This is a genomic window from Bacillus sp. JJ675 (assembly GCF_036963165.1).
Lineage (GTDB): Bacteria > Bacillota > Bacilli > Bacillales > Bacillaceae > Bacillus > Bacillus glycinifermentans.
In genome coordinates this window covers 1-17,935 of sequence record NZ_JBALMR010000002.1, presented here as the reverse complement: position 1 = coordinate 17,935, position 17,935 = coordinate 1, and the positions used below count along the sequence as shown (strand labels likewise).

The 17,935-nt window shown below is 37.0% G+C and carries 21 protein-coding genes and 3 pseudogenes; 18 read left to right on the top strand and 6 right to left on the bottom strand.

Annotation, left to right across the window (positions count from 1 at the left end; all coding sequences use genetic code 11):
• Positions 1-288 (top strand): SMI1/KNR4 family protein (locus V7126_RS00220; protein WP_335495886.1); only part of this gene is annotated, 288 nt, incomplete at its 5' end.
• A 152-nt stretch (positions 289-440) separates the two neighbouring features.
• Here the strand turns inward: V7126_RS00220 and xynA are convergent.
• Together xynA and V7126_RS00210 are read right to left on the bottom strand one after the other, a co-directional pair.
• Positions 441-1,082, bottom strand: coding sequence for an endo-1,4-beta-xylanase XynA (gene xynA, locus V7126_RS00215; RefSeq protein WP_175075186.1), 642 nt, complete (start codon positions 1,080-1,082; stop codon positions 441-443).
• 156 nt (positions 1,083-1,238) lie between these two features.
• A pseudogene (locus tag V7126_RS00210) lies at positions 1,239-1,319 on the bottom strand (hypothetical protein); the annotation flags it as partial.
• Between the two features lie 24 nt (positions 1,320-1,343).
• On the opposite strand from V7126_RS00210, the pseudogene V7126_RS00205 reads away from it, so the two are divergent.
• The 6 genes and pseudogenes from V7126_RS00205 to V7126_RS00180 form a co-directional block, all read left to right on the top strand.
• A pseudogene (locus tag V7126_RS00205) lies at positions 1,344-1,519 on the top strand (ATP-dependent DNA ligase); the annotation flags it as partial.
• Positions 1,520-1,826: 307 nt separating this feature from the next.
• A complete protein-coding gene (locus V7126_RS00200) occupies positions 1,827-2,963 on the top strand; it encodes a RapH N-terminal domain-containing protein (protein WP_175075185.1) in 1,137 nt (378 codons plus the stop codon).
• A gap of 335 nt (positions 2,964-3,298) precedes the next feature.
• Entirely contained in the window at positions 3,299-4,234 is a 936-nt protein-coding gene (locus V7126_RS00195; RefSeq protein WP_175075184.1) for a S8 family peptidase, read from the top strand.
• Between the two features lies 1 nt (position 4,235).
• Positions 4,236-5,099, top strand: a complete 864-nt coding sequence (locus tag V7126_RS00190) for an SAR2788 family putative toxin (protein WP_175075183.1) — start codon at positions 4,236-4,238, stop codon at positions 5,097-5,099.
• Positions 5,075-5,545, top strand: a complete 471-nt coding sequence (locus tag V7126_RS00185) for a DUF7878 domain-containing protein (protein WP_175075182.1) — start codon at positions 5,075-5,077, stop codon at positions 5,543-5,545. The genes V7126_RS00190 and V7126_RS00185 overlap by 25 nt, the downstream gene beginning before the upstream one ends.
• A 158-nt stretch (positions 5,546-5,703) precedes the next feature.
• A pseudogene (locus V7126_RS00180) lies at positions 5,704-5,913 on the top strand (abhydrolase domain-containing 18); the annotation flags it as partial.
• Between the two features lie 667 nt (positions 5,914-6,580).
• Here V7126_RS00180 and V7126_RS00175 read toward each other — a convergent pair.
• From V7126_RS00175 to V7126_RS00165, 3 genes are all read right to left on the bottom strand, one after another.
• Positions 6,581-6,844, bottom strand: a complete 264-nt coding sequence (locus tag V7126_RS00175; protein ID WP_236809488.1) for a hypothetical protein — start codon at positions 6,842-6,844, stop codon at positions 6,581-6,583.
• A 28-nt stretch (positions 6,845-6,872) separates the two neighbouring features.
• Positions 6,873-7,097: a hypothetical protein gene (locus V7126_RS00170; protein ID WP_236809487.1), complete on the bottom strand. Its 225-nt coding sequence runs from the start codon at positions 7,095-7,097 to the stop codon at positions 6,873-6,875.
• 1,310 nt (positions 7,098-8,407) lie between these two features.
• Positions 8,408-8,674: a hypothetical protein gene (locus V7126_RS00165; protein ID WP_175075181.1), complete on the bottom strand. Its 267-nt coding sequence runs from the start codon at positions 8,672-8,674 to the stop codon at positions 8,408-8,410.
• Positions 8,675-8,755: 81 nt separating this feature from the next.
• Between V7126_RS00165 and V7126_RS00160 the strand changes: the two genes are divergently transcribed.
• From V7126_RS00160 to V7126_RS00110, 11 genes are all read left to right on the top strand, one after another.
• Entirely contained in the window at positions 8,756-10,015 is a 1,260-nt protein-coding gene (locus V7126_RS00160; protein ID WP_175075180.1) for an MFS transporter, read from the top strand.
• Positions 10,016-10,070: 55 nt separating this feature from the next.
• Positions 10,071-10,304, top strand: a complete 234-nt coding sequence (locus V7126_RS00155) for a hypothetical protein (RefSeq protein WP_175075179.1) — start codon at positions 10,071-10,073, stop codon at positions 10,302-10,304.
• 759 nt (positions 10,305-11,063) lie between these two features.
• Positions 11,064-11,552 (top strand): cation:proton antiporter regulatory subunit, encoded by a 489-nt coding sequence (locus V7126_RS00150; protein ID WP_046132783.1) that lies wholly within the window; start codon positions 11,064-11,066, stop codon positions 11,550-11,552.
• Positions 11,553-11,568: 16 nt separating this feature from the next.
• Positions 11,569-12,792, top strand: a complete 1,224-nt coding sequence (locus V7126_RS00145) for a cation:proton antiporter (RefSeq protein WP_175075178.1) — start codon at positions 11,569-11,571, stop codon at positions 12,790-12,792.
• 242 nt (positions 12,793-13,034) lie between these two features.
• On the top strand, positions 13,035-13,535 hold the full coding sequence (locus V7126_RS00140) for a Rok-like winged helix domain-containing protein (protein ID WP_175075177.1): 501 nt from the start codon (positions 13,035-13,037) through the stop codon (positions 13,533-13,535).
• A 247-nt stretch (positions 13,536-13,782) separates the two neighbouring features.
• Complete coding sequence (locus tag V7126_RS00135) at positions 13,783-14,088, top strand: hypothetical protein (RefSeq protein WP_046132785.1); 306 nt, start codon at positions 13,783-13,785, stop codon at positions 14,086-14,088.
• An 82-nt stretch (positions 14,089-14,170) separates the two neighbouring features.
• On the top strand, positions 14,171-14,554 hold the full coding sequence (locus V7126_RS00130; RefSeq protein ID WP_046132786.1) for a UPF0715 family protein: 384 nt from the start codon (positions 14,171-14,173) through the stop codon (positions 14,552-14,554).
• A gap of 619 nt (positions 14,555-15,173) precedes the next feature.
• A complete protein-coding gene (locus tag V7126_RS00125; protein ID WP_065894529.1) occupies positions 15,174-15,608 on the top strand; it encodes a dUTP diphosphatase in 435 nt (144 codons plus the stop codon).
• Between the two features lie 54 nt (positions 15,609-15,662).
• Complete coding sequence (locus V7126_RS00120; RefSeq protein WP_046132789.1) at positions 15,663-16,262, top strand: class I SAM-dependent methyltransferase; 600 nt, start codon at positions 15,663-15,665, stop codon at positions 16,260-16,262.
• Positions 16,263-16,437: 175 nt separating this feature from the next.
• Positions 16,438-16,953 (top strand): AAA family ATPase, encoded by a 516-nt coding sequence (locus V7126_RS00115; protein WP_052948578.1) that lies wholly within the window; start codon positions 16,438-16,440, stop codon positions 16,951-16,953.
• Between the two features lie 55 nt (positions 16,954-17,008).
• Positions 17,009-17,362, top strand: coding sequence for a DUF3221 domain-containing protein (locus V7126_RS00110; protein ID WP_157759335.1), 354 nt, complete (start codon positions 17,009-17,011; stop codon positions 17,360-17,362).
• Positions 17,363-17,652: 290 nt separating this feature from the next.
• Here the strand turns inward: V7126_RS00110 and V7126_RS00105 are convergent.
• On the bottom strand, positions 17,653-17,935 hold a 283-nt coding region (locus V7126_RS00105; RefSeq protein WP_335495867.1), incomplete at its 5' end, for a hypothetical protein.

Sequence of the window (17,935 nt, the reverse complement as noted above, 5' to 3'; positions counted from 1 at the left end):
TTCATAAAAGAAAATGCTGATGCCGACGACTTTACAGGTGGTATAAGTGAAGGGATCATTTCTGAACTGGAAGAGAAACTTCAATTGAATTTTCCGACGAGTTATAAATGGTTCTTGAAAAATTATGGTTCAGGAGGGATATATGGCATAGAAGTTCTTGGCTTCGTTAATGGCAAAGCAACTGTCGTTGATCAGACAAAAGATTATAGAAGATACTTTAATTTACCGAAGGGTCCAGCAATGCCAAGGCCGTTCGCCTGGTGGAAAACGGCCATTAACCATTACTAACGATATTAATAATCATTTACCATACGAGAGGGGTATATTGGAATTTCAACTGAAAGACCGTCGCCTCTTAGTAACTCACAATAACAATGATTATAAAATTTCTCAAGGAACGATCAGCAGACCGTTAGCTACCCCTGATTAATGACAATCTGTTACCACACTGTTACGTTAGAACTTCCACTACTTTGATATCCCTCTGTCGCTAAGACTTGGTAAGACCAAATACTCCCCAGGTTCATTCCATGACTCTTCCATGCTTTAACATGATTGCTGAAAGTGATTTTAGCGTTGCTTCCAGTTGGTCTCTTCGACTGGCGAACACTCCAGTACTGCGTAAAAGTAGTTTTTGGGCCCTCAATGGAAGGTGCGTTATAACGTGTAGTTGTATATATGTCATATGTACCCCCATCACTTTTTACAGTACCTTTATACGTTCCAGTAGGTCTATAAGTACCCCATGAATCCACTACATAGTATTCTATGAGAGGTGATCTCGTCCAACCATATAAAGTCAAATATCCATTGCCATTCGGCGCCCAAACTCCGGCATTATAGTTTATTGTCCTAGATGGCGAACCTGTAGTCCAACCTTTACCAACAACGAAATTTCCCGTATTAGACCAATTAACACTGTAATTCCCGCCAGACCCATTTACAGCGTTTACCATTCCGCCCCCATCAGTCCAATTTTGCCAGTAGTCTGTGCTAGCTGCAGAGGCGGTTGCCGAAAACAAGCTAATGCTCATTAAAGCTGCCGTTAATCCAACTAAGAAATTCTTTTTAAACTTAAACATATGTTACCTCCTATAATATTTTTTCTGACTTTGACATGAGGTAGGATCGTCCCCTGCAATATAATACCACGAATTCATGAGTGAATATTAAGAGTATCTGTAATTTAATTACAAATAACTAAAAAATTGCATTATAAGTTGTCTTGTTCCTACCATAGCCTTATCCTTCTTTCGTAGAATCACAATTCTTGTTTCTAAATCTGATGGAGTAATATCTGTAATTAATCCCCATTCGAACCATTTCATATAAAGGAGATATACATTAGAGATTGTGAAGTCATTGTAGCTGCCTCAGGTGGTGCTCCTGACTTTGAAGCTGTAATGGAACGTTTCATGTCCAAAAAGTCAGCTCATAAGATTGTCTACTGTGTCTTCGATGTATCTACAAAGACGGTCAGTCAATTGCCTCTAAGCCGCTCACTGTGGGTAAGACAGTAGAAGCTGCTTTTAATAAAAAAAGAGTTGAATGAATTTCTAAGAAGAGAAAACATAAAGATTCAAGAAGTTGTCATATTGATGACATGTTTGTGGACTATCCTTATTATAAGGACTGAAAAAGAGGGTAAAAGGAGGGGCTGCGTGGTATTGGGAAGCTGCACAGAGAAAACTAGAAAAGCTGTAAAGATGCACTGATTTGTCACAATATATTTCTTTTGAAATTTTCTAACAAATCATTACCGTTAGATTCCTTTCTTGTGCTATAATCCATAATATCTGGAAAAAATGGTGGAAGGGGTTTGAAAGTTGTCGAATGAAAGTGTAATTCCTTATGATTGGGTAGCAACCAAAATGAATCATTGGTATGCTGCTATGAAAAATAATCGCCCTGATGTCGCTGAGGAAATGAAAGAGGAAGTTAAGCGTGAAATCGCAATGATGGAAGAGAATCAGGATGTGCTTGTTTATTTTTCTCTGTTGGAATTTCGACATGAACTTATGCTCGACTATCTCTATCCTGATGTTGAGAGGAATATAAATAAGCGATGCGAAGAATTGAAGGCAGCCTTAGGAAACAGTAATTTAAATGGGATGCTAGAATATTATTATCACTTTTTTATGGGGATGTTCTATTTTCGACAAAAAGAGTATACACACAGTTTAATGTTCTATAAAAGAGCCGAGCAAGAAATCGAATCGCTTGAAAGCGAAGAAACTGAAATTGAAAAGGCAGATTTTTATTTTAAAATGGCTGAACTTCACTACCACATGAAACAAACCTACATGTCGATGCACTATGCCAGCCTTGCTTATCGAATTTTCCGCAACTACCCTACATATGGTGTCCAAAGAGTCCATTGTCAATTTGTTATCTCAGGTAACTGGTTAGACAATATGCGAAGTGAAGATGCTTTGAAAAACGCCTTTCAGGCACTTGAGGAAGCTAAAGAATTAAATATCAACTATTTAATTGGATCGTCGCATTTCAATATTGGAATATGTTATAATCAACTTGAAGAACTTAACGAGGCAGATAAACATTTCCAAGAATCAGTTCGCTTTTATAAACAGGAAAGCCACAGCTATGAACCGAAAGCTCTGTTCAATTTATCTCTTATTAAAGCAAGAAAAAACGAATTAGAAACAGCCATCCATTTGTATAAAGAGGGGAAGAGCTTGGCAGAACACCATCAAAACTTAGAAATTATCAAAAAATTAAAAATGGTTAAAGGTCTCTATCTGTCTTATAATTTGAGCCTCGTGAAAGAAACATTTGAGTTCTTCGAGGAAAAGAAACTGTACCCTGACATGGAATGGTACGGTGTATTGGTGGCGGAATATCTTGCTGCCAGAAAAGCATATGCTGAAGCAAACGAGTTTTACCGCAATGCCATTCATGCGCGAAGACAAATCCAAAGAGGGGGGCTATTGAATGAAATCTAAATTGTTAATTTGTGCAGTTTTAGTTTTAAGTGTTTCAGGTCTAGCCAGTGCTCCTTATTTAACTCAGCAGAACACAAGTATTCAAATAGCTGAAAGAATGGCAACTTAAAATTGAAAAATTCATTAGTCGAAACCATCCCCTTTACATAAATAAAGGAGATGGTTTCTTTTCGTATTAATTAAATAAAATGTAAAATCCCAAATATAATATATTGTGGAAATACAGTTGTTTACAACCATTAACCTATAGGCTAAAATAATTATGTGTATTACAATAATAAAGGAGTGTGACAAAAGAATTTAAGATAATAAAAAAGTTCTGAAAAGGAAGTCTAATGAAGAGTCTGAAAATTGCATTTTTATTGGTTGCTTGTTTGATTTTGATTTATGTAGTTTGCATTTTTTTTATTGGCTCTGAGGAAGTTTCCACAGAAAACAGTACTCAACCTAAAATGTATGAAAAAAAAGATACAGTATGGGGATATGAATTTATTGGCCAAGAAAATCGTAATAATCATCAAAGGCCTGTTAAAATAGCTATTCTTGATAGTGGCATTAATAAGTCGCATAAAGAATTCGAAAATTTAACTTTCTATGAATTCAATGCTACTAATCCTGATAAGCCTGTCAAAGATGAGTACGGTCATGGTACAGCAATTGCTGGAATAATTGCTGCACGCGGTGAAGAAATAAAAGGTATTTCCCAGAATGCTATTATATATGATGTCAAAGTACTAGACGCTAATGGTAAAGGTAAGGTAGAGGATGTCGTTAAGGGGATCAAATGGTGTATCAAACAAAAAGTCAACATAATTAATATAAGCTTTGGCTTCGAAAAAGATTATGAAGCTTTGTATGAAGCAATTAACAAAGCTTTACATAATCACATTATTATTACTGCTGCTTCTGGGAACACCTTTGGGCTTGCTGTGGAATATCCGGCCAAATATAATGGAGTCTTATCGATTGCTTCTTTTGACAAAGAATTCGAAATTGATCCCATGTCTGCCAAAGGAAAAATTGATTTTTCTGCTCCAGGAGTGAATATAAAGTCAACAGATAAAGACGGGGGCTATAGTATAGTCAGAGGGACATCTTTTTCAACTGCGTTTACAACTGGAGCAATTGGATGTTTAATCTCAAATAATAAAATATCTAAAGGAGATTATTATCAGATGCTCCAAAAGAATGCTGTAGATTTTGGCAAGTCAAGATATGACAAAGAGTTTGGTCACGGAGTAATTATTTGTAACAAAAAAGGAGAGACATAGTGTGAAAAAGGCATTAATAAAAATTCTTGTGTTTACTTTAGTTTTGTCTGGAGTATTGCCTGGAATTGCAAGTGCTGAATCAAATGATATTAGAATTGGAAGCGATAACAAAATTACAGGCGTAGAAGAAAACACTAAGGCGTATAAAGTAGATATTGAGAAGGAATTGGAAATAGACTTAGAAAAAGATATTGAAATGGTAGTTGAAGAAAACCATGACCAAAATGAAGTGAATGTTACAACAAAACTAGAAACTGATAACGGCGATATTCAAACCGACATGAATGTTAACGAAGAATCTGGAGAAATCACTGTTACTGGTATTACAAATCAAAAAAATGGTGAAAAAGAAGTCGAAAATTACAATGTATTGATTGAGGAAATTGAAGGAACTGATTTTAAGGCAACGTTTATTGATCAGGAAACAGGGGAAAATTATAAAATTAGTACAATTGAAGCTCAAGCATCAATCGTCCCTGCAATAATAGTTGGTGTTGTTTCTAAATTTGGTATAAAGTGGGCTATCAAGAAATATGGAAAAAAACTTATAATAAAAACTTTTAAGAAAACAGCAATTAAACAAGCCATAAAAAAGGTTTCTAAATTTTCTGTGAGCAACAAGCACCTCAGTAATGCTGGAGGAAGATACAGAAAATTTAATACTACAAGTAAAAGCAAAGTGAATAAATGGATTAAGGAAGCTTTACAATCCAAGAATATTTCCTTTAGCTTAAATAATAACAAAAAATTATCCTTTGTCATCACAGCCAATCTAAAAAAGAAAATCGGAACAAAAGGTGAAACAAAAATAAAAATAGTAATAGGGTGGGACGGTAAGATATGGACGGCGTATCCAATCAAGTAGAATTTAATTATAAGTTCACATCCGAAGAGGCAGATATCCCAAAGAAAATGAAAAAAGACCCTTCAGTAGCGATGAGAGTTGAGGGAGAACTTGAAATCAGAATAAATGGAAACACATATTTCAAAGAGAATATAGCCCTATTAGAATTTTATGCTTCTTTGAATGAGTGGATTAAAAAAGTCAAGAAAAAAAACAAAGTTACAGAGTATAGATATTACACAATGGAGTATGAAGAGGATGAACCCATTATTTCATTGATACCATTTGATCATAAGGCTCGACTGATGACCATTTGGGAAACTCAACAATTATATAATGTATTCGACCTTCATTACATCATTAAACAAATGGAAATGTTGCATGAAAAACTTGGACGGGACATTGAACTCCATTATAAGATTTCATTGAAAAACTTTATTGGAAAAATCCCACTGAGAAAATATTGAGTATAGATAAGAATCTCTAGTTTTTTCTAGGGGTTCTTTTTAATTAATAGTTGAGAGGATCATTATACACTTTATTTAAATAAAAAAACGAATTTTTGTTTTTGAATATAGACGGAGAAACTGAAGAATTTGATATCTGTAACTTTGAGTATGAATCAAAAAAAGTCTTTCATAATCGCATAATGAAAGATTTAGGATGGAACATGTACTCCTATTCACTTTCCTTATCATTTAGAAGGAGAGCTGGAAAATTCAACGGATAGTGGGGAATTGATGGATCATTGCGAATATTATATCGTACAGTTGAATCGGTGAGACAAGCTATTGTCGATTTACGAGCATTCATTCACTGGATAAAAGCCAATAAAACAAGGTGTTGAACAGTTGCCATCTAGTGTTAAAAAACAAGGCCCAGAAAAAGTGGCTAGTTGGTTAACGGAAAAAAGGATAGAAGTTATTGCAGACGCTTTCCATACTCAATGACCTTGCTTGTTAAATGTTCCATTCGTTCATTGAAAATTTCTTTGTTAAATTTGTTGATTCGGATATCAATCTCTGTCCCAAAATGCAAGTCACTAAAAAAAGCAAGTCATGTTTTTCAGTTGCGACAGGTGATGGGGAATGAAAATTAAGAGGTCTCTTTGATTCCGGCTGATCGCGAATTCAACTATAACCTTATATAGAAATAACAAAAGACGCCTTTATAAGACGTCTTCAAGAACTCCTTCTACGTGGCAAGTGAGCTAAAAGTGAAGCAACAGAGAACAGAGGTAAAGTTACTTTATCAAAATATGATCACATTAAATGTCTAACGTCCGTCAAATTGTAAATCACGTAAATCGTAAGCTGTTAAACGTTATCCGTTTCCCATTTCCCATCTACAAATAAATGTTGTAATTTTATCGGTATTACAGTTCAGATACGCTCTAAACCAAAGCGGCTCTCTACTTCTCTGATGCTCCGTGCTGATGATTTTACATCAGCTATCAAGGTGAAATCAGTTTCACCCTCATAGCTAAGGCAAAAGCCCAGCATTTATAGATACTTGTCAGCGGCCTCAAACTCAATTTCATAGTTATGATTTGCTTTTTCAATTGCATTTGATAAGCGATTCGCCATTCTTTCAAGTTTTAATCCTTTAGATTGCATTTTCTCAGGATCAAACATTGCTTTACGATAGCTAATAACATCAGAGTAGGATGATAGTCGTTCAGTTTCTTTAGAACGGCCGTAGCTTTTAAGTCTATTAGCTTCACCTCTAAGTTGCTGAGCTAACTCAAGAGCTTCAGTAATAGACAATTCTTTTTCATCCCATACAACTTTAGCTTTAAGATTTAGCTTCGGACATTAATACTACCAGATCTCGATAATCTTTTCTAGCCTCTTCCAGCTCAGATGTGATTTGATCTACACTTTTTGCAGGTTTGATGTATTCTTCGCCTTTATCATACTCAACATATGCAACACTGTCACGTTCTTGCAAGAGTTCTTGAATACGTTTAGAAATAGTATTTCTTAAAGGAAGAGCCTCGAATAGTGCGATTCTTGACATTTACTATCGACTCCTTTATAGGATTATAGACTTGATTTTAATATAATTTTGATAAATTGCCAACTATTACACATTATTCTGGTAGATTATTTTTTAGAAGGGGACAAGACGGATCCAATTCCCTTAAGAGAAAACCGAAGTTGTACACCGCAGTTAGTAATTTATATTTCGATATACTGCAAAAACATAACAGGTGTCGAAAACCTTTATCTAAAGCCTTAAATTAAATGATGAACCTGTTTTTGTCGATTTTATTCTATTTTCTCGATGAGAAAGCTGATGGTTAGGATCCTTTCCAAGTCCAATTAGCCAGCTTTTTTAGATTCATTGCAGCGTAAACAAACATCATCTGCATGGGCCAAATTTGAGAAACCACGCGCTCACTATCTTTATAACTTATGAAATCAACTTATTCTTCCTTCAATCTGTACCATGGATGCCCAGACACAACTGTTTTAACATCAAATATTTAATGCCTCTGACGGGATTCGAACCCGCACTCCTTTCGTAAGCATAGGCTAGGGGAGAACACGCTTCCCTACGGAATTTCACCAACAGGAATTTCACCTGTCTCAGCTTATTTGCTTTTCGGTGCTTCTGAAACCCTTGCCTTGCGACCCGTTTCTACAATTGTTTTACGGCGCTCTTCCCTTCTAGAGCTACAGAGGCAGAATTTATTTATATTATACAGAGGTAATTGAATTATGGAAACTTAAGTCGCAGGACCTATCCTGAGCTGCAGAATAGACCGGGCTTGAGGGATCGGCACCCGCTTAGTAGAGGGGATAACGAAAAAATGCATATGTATTTTTATTTACATTAAATTCCATCATGTTATGCAATGGTAGAATGAAAGGAATGATTGAATGAAAAAACGAACAACGATTTTTTATTGTAATGTTGCTCTACTATTGCTCGTTCTGTCGATTACAGGGTGTAGAGGCGGGACGAGGGAATCTTCAAAAACAGCCTCTTCAGATCCCTTTATGGACACGGATTCATCTTCTTCCTCGCTTGTTTTTATGCTACGATAGTTCTGCTGATATAGATAAAAACTTAATGAAAGAATACACAGAAGGTATTATTAAAAATACAAAGGTAGTTCGCATTGACATCAGCGATAGTGAAAAAATAAAAGAGTTCATTGATATAATGAATATTCATTAATCAGAAATCGCTTTATTTTTATATAAAACACCAAGATCTCCCCGAAAATAAGGGGGTTCAAAAAAATATTGAACCGCCTATAGCCTCAACTGACTCGTATCACATAATCCTTCATATTATTTGAAAGCCCCGAAATTCCAGCACTAGTCCATGGAATAATTAGCAGCAACTCCATCAATACCTTGACTTATAACTTTGAAATCACCAATTGCTTTGGAAAATCGTGTGTAGTTATGATAACCTTCTCCGTTGAACTGTGGCCCATCTTCTGGTTGAGTATTGCCTAAATCTGTGCTTCCCTCGTATGCCGCATCAGATGCTGCTTTCTCCATCGACTCAGCTGCCCATTCATGACCAAATGACAAAGTCCAGATTTTATAAATTTTTCTTAAACTATTCCTGTCCTTCATTGCTCGAAAACCAAAAATAGGATATGCTTAAAAAACAGCAGATGTAAAAAAGAGGGATTTTGCAAGGGGGATTTAAGAAAAATGGATAGCGCCAATACCGTATGGCAAAAAAACTTCACCTTTCTTTTTTGTTCCAAAATGGTGAAAATAACTGCAGACAGTTTAGCATTCAATACGATTCTATGGTTTTTAATCTTGGATGGGAAAGGGGCTATAGGGACTGCGTTTTTAATCGCTGTAAGTTTTCTTCCCCAGGCAATTTTAGGGCCGATCATTACTCCACTAATGAAAACAAACACATTGAAGTTCTGGATGTTCTTTGCGGACTTAACCAGAGCGTCATTGATGTTCATTATTCCAATATGCTACTTCAATGGTTTTTCTCCTTTATGGTTTATCATATTGCTGATGCTGGTTCATTCTGCCACAGGAGCTTCGTATGATCCTGCTTCTGTTTCTTTAATTCCGAAAATTGTGAAAGAGGATCTCATTCAAAAGGCAAATGCGATAATACAATCTGCGGGGCAAGCAGTTAAGCTGGGAGCGGTTACACTTTGCGGTGTATTGATTGTATTGATTGGTGCAGCTCATACGATGCTCATTATATTGCCGCTCTATATAATATCAGCTATGTTGGTGCTGTTCATTAAATATAACGTTAGTAAGAATCGAGTGAATGCCCAGGCAGCACAATCACATGAGCCATATATAAACAAGCTTAAGAGAGGCTTTATGCTTGTACGGCGCCATCATATTTTATTTCCTTTGGCCATTTTTTGCGTATTTTTGAATTTAGGATCTGCACCGTGGGAAGCATTGGCAGCTGTCTACATAGCGGAAGATTTAAACCAAGGGGCAATTATTCACTCTATAGTGAGAGTTTTGACTACCAGTGGTGCGTTTGTGATGGGATTTATCTTAACTAGGGTCAGAGTGAATCGTTATGGTCTGCTTTTTGTTACGGCTGGTATTGTAGAGGGAACGGCGTTTTTTATAACTGGTATGAATTCTCTATTGTTATTAGTGTTCGTTGCGGCTTTTGTGTTAGGAGCGACGATTAGTGCAATAAATGTCCCTGAACATACGATTATTCAAATATCAGTAGACGATGAGGATCAACCTCAAGTCTATGCTGTTATACGTATGATTTCATATGTGATGATTCCTATAGGTGCTTTATTAGCTGGGTATGCTGCAACTGTTTTTGGAGCAGGCAAAGTAATCGCTTTTGGAGGATTGGTTGAAATCATAGCCGGGATCGGCATATTGATTTTCACAAAACTTTGCAAAACTCAACGATCAGACTTGTCGCAGGCTAAAGAAGACAGTTTGAAATTATAATTATATAAGTTTTGGATTCTTAATTTTCAGTCGATTGGATACAGTGGAACATATAGTGTCATTTGTGGGAAATATTTGTGTTCAAAAAGATCGATTAGTTTACCTTAAAGAAAGGGAAAGAGAAGCATTTAAGTATTTCGAAGAGAAAAAGCTGTATCCTGATATGGAGGGGTACGGAATTTGTATAGGTGATGTTTTATCTGAAAAACAAGGTGACATTTTAGGTGCAAATGAATTTTATCGTAAAGCTATTGCATCACGAAAAAAATTCGAAGGGGAGGTTTTCTAAATGAAATCTAAATTATTGATTTTTGCAGTTTTATATTGTGTTTCATAGGAGTAGAGTTAAAACTTGATTTTTAAACATCCTTGTTATTACAACAAAGCTTTCAATGAGCATATAATTAAACGATAGACCGACCTTTTAAATTGCACAAGGGGAGGTCTTTTTTTGCTGGAAATTGAATTTGCAAATTTGATTGCGACCATTTCAACAAATTTTGCGATCCTCATTTGCAACATCTAATATTGAGCTCAAATGATAAAAGGAGTACAACCAGGTTCTTTTTGCATGCAATTTAGTACATGTTCCTGAATCCTTCTGCAATTACTCACTAAATCAATATATTTTTATGAAATCCTGCGAATAATCGCGCATTCATGAGAATATCGCATTAAACGGAGGGAGTCAAAAGCTTTTTAAACAAGTGTCGGCTAATCACATAATATTTGGCATTTGAAATGTTATAAAACAATACTATAATGGTATTGGGTTACATGGATTAAGAAGGTTTATAAAACAATATATGGAATTTTGATCTGAGAAAATGATTCGGAATGATTTCATCATCTTTTTTTCATATATAAATATTATTTGGGAAGGGGCAATCGGGAACGAGTTACCGTTTCTTTCAAAAATAGTTTCATCGCTCGACCCTTCTCAGCCGCTCAAACGTCCTGAAATGTATAATGATGGAAGGGAAGCGGAATCGATATCAATCTTTAGAACATCCCTAATCAACTATTGTTTTCAGAGGAGGAAAATGAAATGAATATTCGAGAAAGCGAACTTCCGGGAATCGGATATAAGTTTGAGATCATTACAAAAAATCAGGATAAGTTGGTTATTGTAATCCATGATGACGGCCGGAGAGAAATTTATCATTTTGATGCTGACGATCATGAAGAGGTTCTGGTTAGTGCTACATTTAACGATTCTGAAGCCAGAAAAATTGCAAGTATATTAGGCGGCATGGCGTATAAACCCCAAGCTTTGGAAACCGTAGACTTTGCTTTTGACGATACAATCATTGAATGGTATCAAGTAGAACCCAATGCACCCGCTGTAAATAAAACCATTGGTGAAATTGATATCAGAAATAACTTTGGAGTTACTGTCATCGCGATTAAGAAAAAGAACATCAAAAAGTCGCTTAATCCGGGGTCGGATACAGTTATTGAAGCTGGTGATACATTAGTTGTTTCAGGGGAAAGACAGCAGATCAAAGAATTAATCAAAAAGCTGTTATCAACCTAAGGAGTGGAGATTATAGATGGATCACTTAGTATTTGAAGTTGGTACGGCACTTGTTATAGTTGCGATTGGCGCTGTTGTTGCAAACAGACTAAAGTTTTCAATCATCCCCTTTCTAATTGTTCTCGGGATGATTGTAGGCCCACACGCTCCAACGATTGGGATCATTGATTTAACATTTATCGAAAGCAATGAAATTATTCAATTTCTAGGCCGAATAGGTGTACTTTTTTTACTTTTCTACTTAGGGCTTGAATTCTCTGTCGGCAAGCTGGTCAAATCAGGGCAAAACATCGTAGTGGGCGGAAGTATCTATGTGGCCGTTAACTTCATCTTAGGCCTTCTGTATGGACTTGTCACAGGCATGCCTTGGATGGAGACGCTCATTATTGCCGGACTGCTTAGTGTATCTTCCAGTGCGATTGTAGCCAAAGTGCTTGTCGATTTAAAAAGAACTGCTAATCCCGAAACAGAGCTCATCCTGGGGATTATTTTATTTGACGATATCTTTCTCGCTTTATTTTTAACAACAGTGTCGGGCATCTTGCTTGCCGGTTCTACATCTTTCCTCGGTATTTTCACCTCTGTTCTTATTTCCGTTGGTTATATGTTACTGTTCTTTATTATCGCACGAAAAGGTGCTCTGTTATTAAATAAATGGTTAAACATAAAATCAGATGAAATTTTTATCATTGTGATATTTGCGATTTTATTTTTTGTTGCGGGATTTTCAGAAACGCTTCACGTGGCAGAAGCGATTGGTGCCTTATTGTTAGGCTTGGTTTTTTCTGAGACTGAGCACCGAGATCGCATCGAACATCTTGTCGTTCCGTTTAGGGACTTCTTTGGGGCGATTTTCTTTTTCAGCTTTGGATTAAGTATTGATCCATCAACATTAGCTGATGCAATTTGGCTGGCATTAGGCGCAGCTGTACTTACGATTATAAGCAACTTTGCAGCCGGAATGATCTCTGGAAGGAAAGCGGGTTTATCCCATAAAGCCTCTACCAATATCGGATTAACCATCATGGCCCGAGGAGAATTTTCTATCATCGTAGCTAATTTAGGGGTTACAGCAGGATTAAATCCTATTTTAACGCCTTTTACCGCGCTCTATGTTCTCATTTTGGCAGTTGCGGGATCACTTATGGCAAAAGAAAGCAAGAGCTTTTATAAGCATTTAAACAAAATTTTCAAGTGGAGCAAACCTGCGGAAAAGAGAAAAATGAAAGTACCCGATTAATCTATAAGCCTATCTTCCCTAATTGTCTACAGTTACTACACTATATATTTTTTTCTTGTGCGGCAGATTTCATCTGCATCCCGGTTTTTCCTTACTGGTTTGCCTTATACATTTTTGAATTGGACGTAAATCTTAATGAATCCAACAGTTGTGAAATTGTGAATAATTATGAAAAACGATTGTTAAACATAAAAAAGTCCTATACACTATAAGTAAATAATGGTTTTTAGGAGATGGCGAACGTGTTCAATGAAAGAGAGGCGCTCCGTTTAAGACTTGAGCAGCTTAACGATGCTGAGATCAATGTCATGCGCGAACTCCGGGAGGAACGGAATGAAATTTATTCTAAGCTGCGCGAATTAGACAATAGCGAGCCTAACATGATCCACAAAAAACCGCTTTTAGAGTTAGCCAATGCAACTGCAAAACCTTTTGAAAAAAATAAACCAGAGAAATCAGCACCCATTGATTCATCTTCAATCCCCAGAAGAAAACCCAAACCTGGAACGAAAGCTTACAAACATCGTGAGGCAGCTTTAAAGATTTTAAAGCGCCACAAAGGTGAAATAAAAAGCCGTGAGCTTCAAAAAGAAATTGAAAAAGAAACGGGGATGTCAATTCCTAATATGACGACATTTATGCAGGGATTAATAAAATTTCACCCTGAAGTCGAAAAGACATACCGGGGCCAATATGTTCTCAGAAAAGAAAAAGGAAATGCCGTTGATGAAAGTCCTTCTTAAATAAAGCTTTTGTTAGCATTGTTCCAAAAACAAAAGGGGAAGCAATGTGCCGAATGGCGGGGAGCAGATGAAACCTAATTGCAATCCAACAAGGTGAACATGTTCAAGTTATGAAAGTAAAGGTTAGGCCAATCCTTTGACTTTTCCACAATCTCAGACGATTGTAAATTAACTTGTGAATACGTATAAACTAAATTTATTAATGAAGAAAAATAGCTGTAAAGAGGCGGAAGGATGGATCGTACTTATGGATCTTTTATGGTTAGGAATCGGCTTAGCTTTGATGGGCTATTTCATAGGGGATGGATTAAAAAACTTTAAAAGTCCAAAAGCAAGCTCTCCCGGGTACACATCCTTAATAAAAGAAAAGGATCTGCACTTTTATTTAGGATTAAATAAGGAAGAGACTAAGGAATTACTAAGCAAATTTCCTAATGCACCTAAAGTTGAAATAAAGGGAACAACTTATTACCCGTATAAGCAATTTTTAGAATGGATGTCATCAAACGATATTTATAAAAATGAAGGTGAAAGCGTTAATCCGCTTTTATAAACCCTAGACGTAAGACTAAAACGCACTGTCTTTTATCAGTCAGTGCGTTATTTTATAGTAAGAGTGAAAGGGGGGGTAAATCGTGCGAGTTAGAAGGTATCTCTATACGCTGATTCTTTCATCTCTGGCAGCAACATGTGTATATATGATTAACTTAGGATACTTTCATTATATCCCATTGGTTGCTGTGACTATCATTCTTATAATCTGCTATGCAATATTTGCTATACCGGTTCAAGTGTTCTTAAATCGTAATCCGAAGAAATTTAATTTCAAATATTTATTAATCTACAGCTTTGCATCCTTTTTAGTCTGGTACATCTTTGCTATCACAAATAACGCGGACGATGTATTCAGCGTTTTTGAAAATGCTGCGATTTATTTTTACAGTATTACTTTTGCTGCGATCTTTTGGTTTTGGGATTCAGTTTTCCTGCAGATCAAGAGTAATAAAGAGAAAGTGTAAAGGATTCAATAGGAAACACTATACTGCAAGTTTTTCATTAGCAACAGCGCGCAATATTTATTTGGGAGGTTATAATATGTACTTTATATCAGGAGTTATTTCGTTTTTGCTTGGCTTATTCATGCTATTTTCGTTACAGTTGTTTTCTATTGCTTTTCCTAACACTGTGATTGATGGAAATGGCAATAGTGAAGCTTCAGCCTATTTTCAATCATCTGTATTGTTTTATCCTATATTATTCATTATATTGGGTTTGATATTGACTTTTGTCCACTTACGAACAAAAAAGTAAGAAAAGCAAATATAAAACTGACTGGAAGAGCCTAACCATTGCAGAGACAATGTTGAACGAGAGGACTGCATAGCATCAACATTTTGAACGGCTAGATCATAAACTGCACTTTTTTGTCTAACGCTTTAATGAAAAGTTTAATTTCATAGCTTACTCTCTATTCGATTTATCAAAGATCAGGTATTTGGATGAAAAAAGCCTGAAGAGTGAGGGGGCAGCATCCGACACATCCCGCTCAATAAAATGAAGCCCAGCATTGGTTTTATACGAGAGGCCTTAACTGCTATACTTATAATCAAAGTTGAAATAAAAAAGGAGTTAACACATATGCCATTGCAAATCAAAATCAAATATGCAGACGAAACACAAACGCGCATTTCAAAAATCGAACAGGGTGATTGGATTGATCTGAGAGCTGCGGAAGATGTATCTATTCCAAAGGATGAGTTTAAACTGATTCCTCTCGGAGTGGCGATGGAATTGCCTGAAGGGTATGAAGCCCATGTCGTTCCTCGTTCAAGTACATATAAAAATTTCGGTATCATTCAGACAAATTCAATGGGCGTGATTGATGAGTCATACAAAGGGGACAGTGATTTCTGGTTTTTCCCGGCTTATGCGCTGCGAGATACTGAAATTAAAAAAGGAGATCGGATTTGCCAATTCAGAATCATGAAGAAGATGACTGCAGTTGAATTGGTCGAGGTCGATCATTTAGGCAACGAAAACCGCGGAGGACATGGATCCACCGGAACAAAATAAATAGCCGAAGCTTGATGCCAGGTGATATCTCATGTGGGAAAGGAGAATCGGATCATGACTTCCTTCTGGAATACCCGTTTTCAAGATGAGAACTATATTTACGGAACCGAACCGAATGCATTTTTATCAGAATCCCAGAAAAAGCTCCAGTTATCAGGTGACGCTTTGGCCATTGCGGAAGGCGAAGGGCGGAACGCCGTTTTTTTGGCCGAGCAGGGAATGGATGTCACTGCATGGGATTATGCCGAATCAGGTTTGCGAAAAACTGAAAAGCTTGCCGCATCGCGGGATGTAACAGTTAAAACTGAGCTGGTTGATTTACATGAAGCGTCATGGAAAAAAGATCAATGGGACGAAATCGTATGTATTTTTGGGCACTTCCCAAAAGAATTGCGCCGAAAAACGCTTTTGGGTGTGAAAGAAGCAGTGAAGCCGGGGGGCTTTTTTGTTGCAGAGGTTTATTCCATTCACCAAATTCCGTATAAAAGCGGAGGGCCGCAAGACTTGGAACTTTTATATTCCCCTGAAGAGTTTTTGCAAATTTATGCAGATTGGCGCATTGTTCACTTTTTCATGGGGGAAGTGGTCCGTCATGAAGGGGATTTGCATAATGGCTTGTCTCATGTTATTCAATTTATAGGACAAAAAAGATAAGAGATAATGCTGTTTGATCATCAAATGCCGGTTAGTCTTATGGAAAACCGGCCATTTTTTTGTCCAGATACCTTTGAATTCCGGCGGCAAACACGTCAAATGTTTTTTTGATCGAACAGGATTATGATCACTTCTGCCGAAATGAAAACATACATATCAAAAGCAGGTGGAACGATTGAAAATTTATATCATATCCGGGCCGGCAGGGGCAGGTAAATCGACGATTGCAAAGAGGCTTTCCGAGCAGTTTGACCAGAGCGCTTATATAGAAGGAGACGTCATCAGTGATATGGTTATCGGTGGCTACCGCCCGCCCTGGGAAAGCGAAGAATCATTGGCCTTGACCTGGGAAAACATTGCTGATGTAAGCATTAATTTTATTCAGGCAAATAAGACGGTCGTGATTGATTATGTTGCTTTTCCAGAGGAAGTGGAAGCCTTTTCTCGAAAGGTTTATGCCGAGGTGAAGGCTGCTGTAATTTTTTATGTTGTATTATGGGTTGAAAAAGGTGAATTGTTACGAAGAGACGCCTTAAGGATAAAAAAACATCGGATGGGAACAAGATGTTTGGAATTAGCCGATGAATTCGAAAATAAGGGAATAGATGAGCGTTTTCTATACGATACAACGAACTTAGATATCCCCGCCATCCTCCTGAATATAAAAGAAAATCCTGGATTCAAATATTAAAACGCGTGTGTTACGCTCTTTTCAATCTTGGAAAGGAGACGGTGTATTGCAAAGGGTGTTCGTGCTTATTTCAGTTTTTGCTATTCTAGCTGGGTCCGGATGTCAAACGAATAAAGAAATTGAAGCTCCTGAAAAGGGGCAGAGCATTGTCGGCTATGTAATGTTAAAGGAAGGGGATAGAGCAATCCTTGTTGAGAGTCAGCACAGGCCAAAAAAAGAGGATTACAGGCTCACCGAAAGAGAGATCATTCAAAAATACCGGAACAAAGTGACTGTGTTAGGACTCAGTGACATAAATAACAAAGAAGCGCTTAAACAGAAGCAGAAAGTAAAAGTATGGCTTCACATGCTTAAAGAGTCAAACCCTCCTCAAGCAACGATTCATAGATTCGAAAAAATCAAGGAGTGACCTGCGCACATTACATTGAAATAAGAAGGCCGCATATCAAGGACAAAAAAGAGATGGAACCATTTTTTGGAACGATGGTTACGGATACATTGCCAAAGCAGGTCTATCAGAGCTCATTTAAGATATCGCAAGAAAATCGAAAATAAGAAGCGGCACTTGCAATGTGATTTTGATACAAGCGGGTAGTGCCGAAATTTTTTGATCGCTTAGATAAAATCTGCAATAAAGCGACCGGAACGATTAAATACGCTTCTGCCAGTGAATTGATTTATCAGCGCACAGATGGAGCATTAAAAGAATGGTATGAGATGGGAGCTGTCCATCCGAAACGCGGGACAGGGGGTTGCTTTTAAACGGGATGCTTCCTGAGCAGGGGCATCGAAAAATTTGCTTGGACAGAGGCTATTAGAATGCACAGGAGATATGGAAGAAGAAATTCGGCGAGCCTGATGATTTGCTGAAGGGCGCTGACCATATGATTTGAAGGTTATGGCCTTGTGATGCATCCACCCTATTCCGCAGATAATCGAACCCGGCAAAAAAGGCCCTTTATCTGATATGATCCCCTCATAG

Coding starts and splice junctions, on each gene's coding strand:
- V7126_RS00135 (WP_046132785.1), top strand. CDS start 13,783: ATGGATCTTTTATGGTTAGGAATCGGCTTAGCTTTGATGGGCTATTTC.
- V7126_RS00170 (WP_236809487.1), bottom strand. CDS start 7,097: ATGTCAAGAATCGCACTATTCGAGGCTCTTCCTTTAAGAAATACTATT.
- V7126_RS00125 (WP_065894529.1), top strand. CDS start 15,174: ATGCCATTGCAAATCAAAATCAAATATGCAGACGAAACACAAACGCGC.
- V7126_RS00120 (WP_046132789.1), top strand. CDS start 15,663: ATGACTTCCTTCTGGAATACCCGTTTTCAAGATGAGAACTATATTTAC.
- V7126_RS00145 (WP_175075178.1), top strand. CDS start 11,569: ATGGATCACTTAGTATTTGAAGTTGGTACGGCACTTGTTATAGTTGCG.
- V7126_RS00195 (WP_175075184.1), top strand. CDS start 3,299: ATGAAGAGTCTGAAAATTGCATTTTTATTGGTTGCTTGTTTGATTTTG.
- V7126_RS00160 (WP_175075180.1), top strand. CDS start 8,756: ATGGATAGCGCCAATACCGTATGGCAAAAAAACTTCACCTTTCTTTTT.
- V7126_RS00165 (WP_175075181.1), bottom strand. CDS start 8,674: ATGAAGGACAGGAATAGTTTAAGAAAAATTTATAAAATCTGGACTTTG.
- V7126_RS00185 (WP_175075182.1), top strand. CDS start 5,075: ATGGACGGCGTATCCAATCAAGTAGAATTTAATTATAAGTTCACATCC.
- xynA (WP_175075186.1), bottom strand. CDS start 1,082: ATGTTTAAGTTTAAAAAGAATTTCTTAGTTGGATTAACGGCAGCTTTA.
- V7126_RS00150 (WP_046132783.1), top strand. CDS start 11,064: ATGAATATTCGAGAAAGCGAACTTCCGGGAATCGGATATAAGTTTGAG.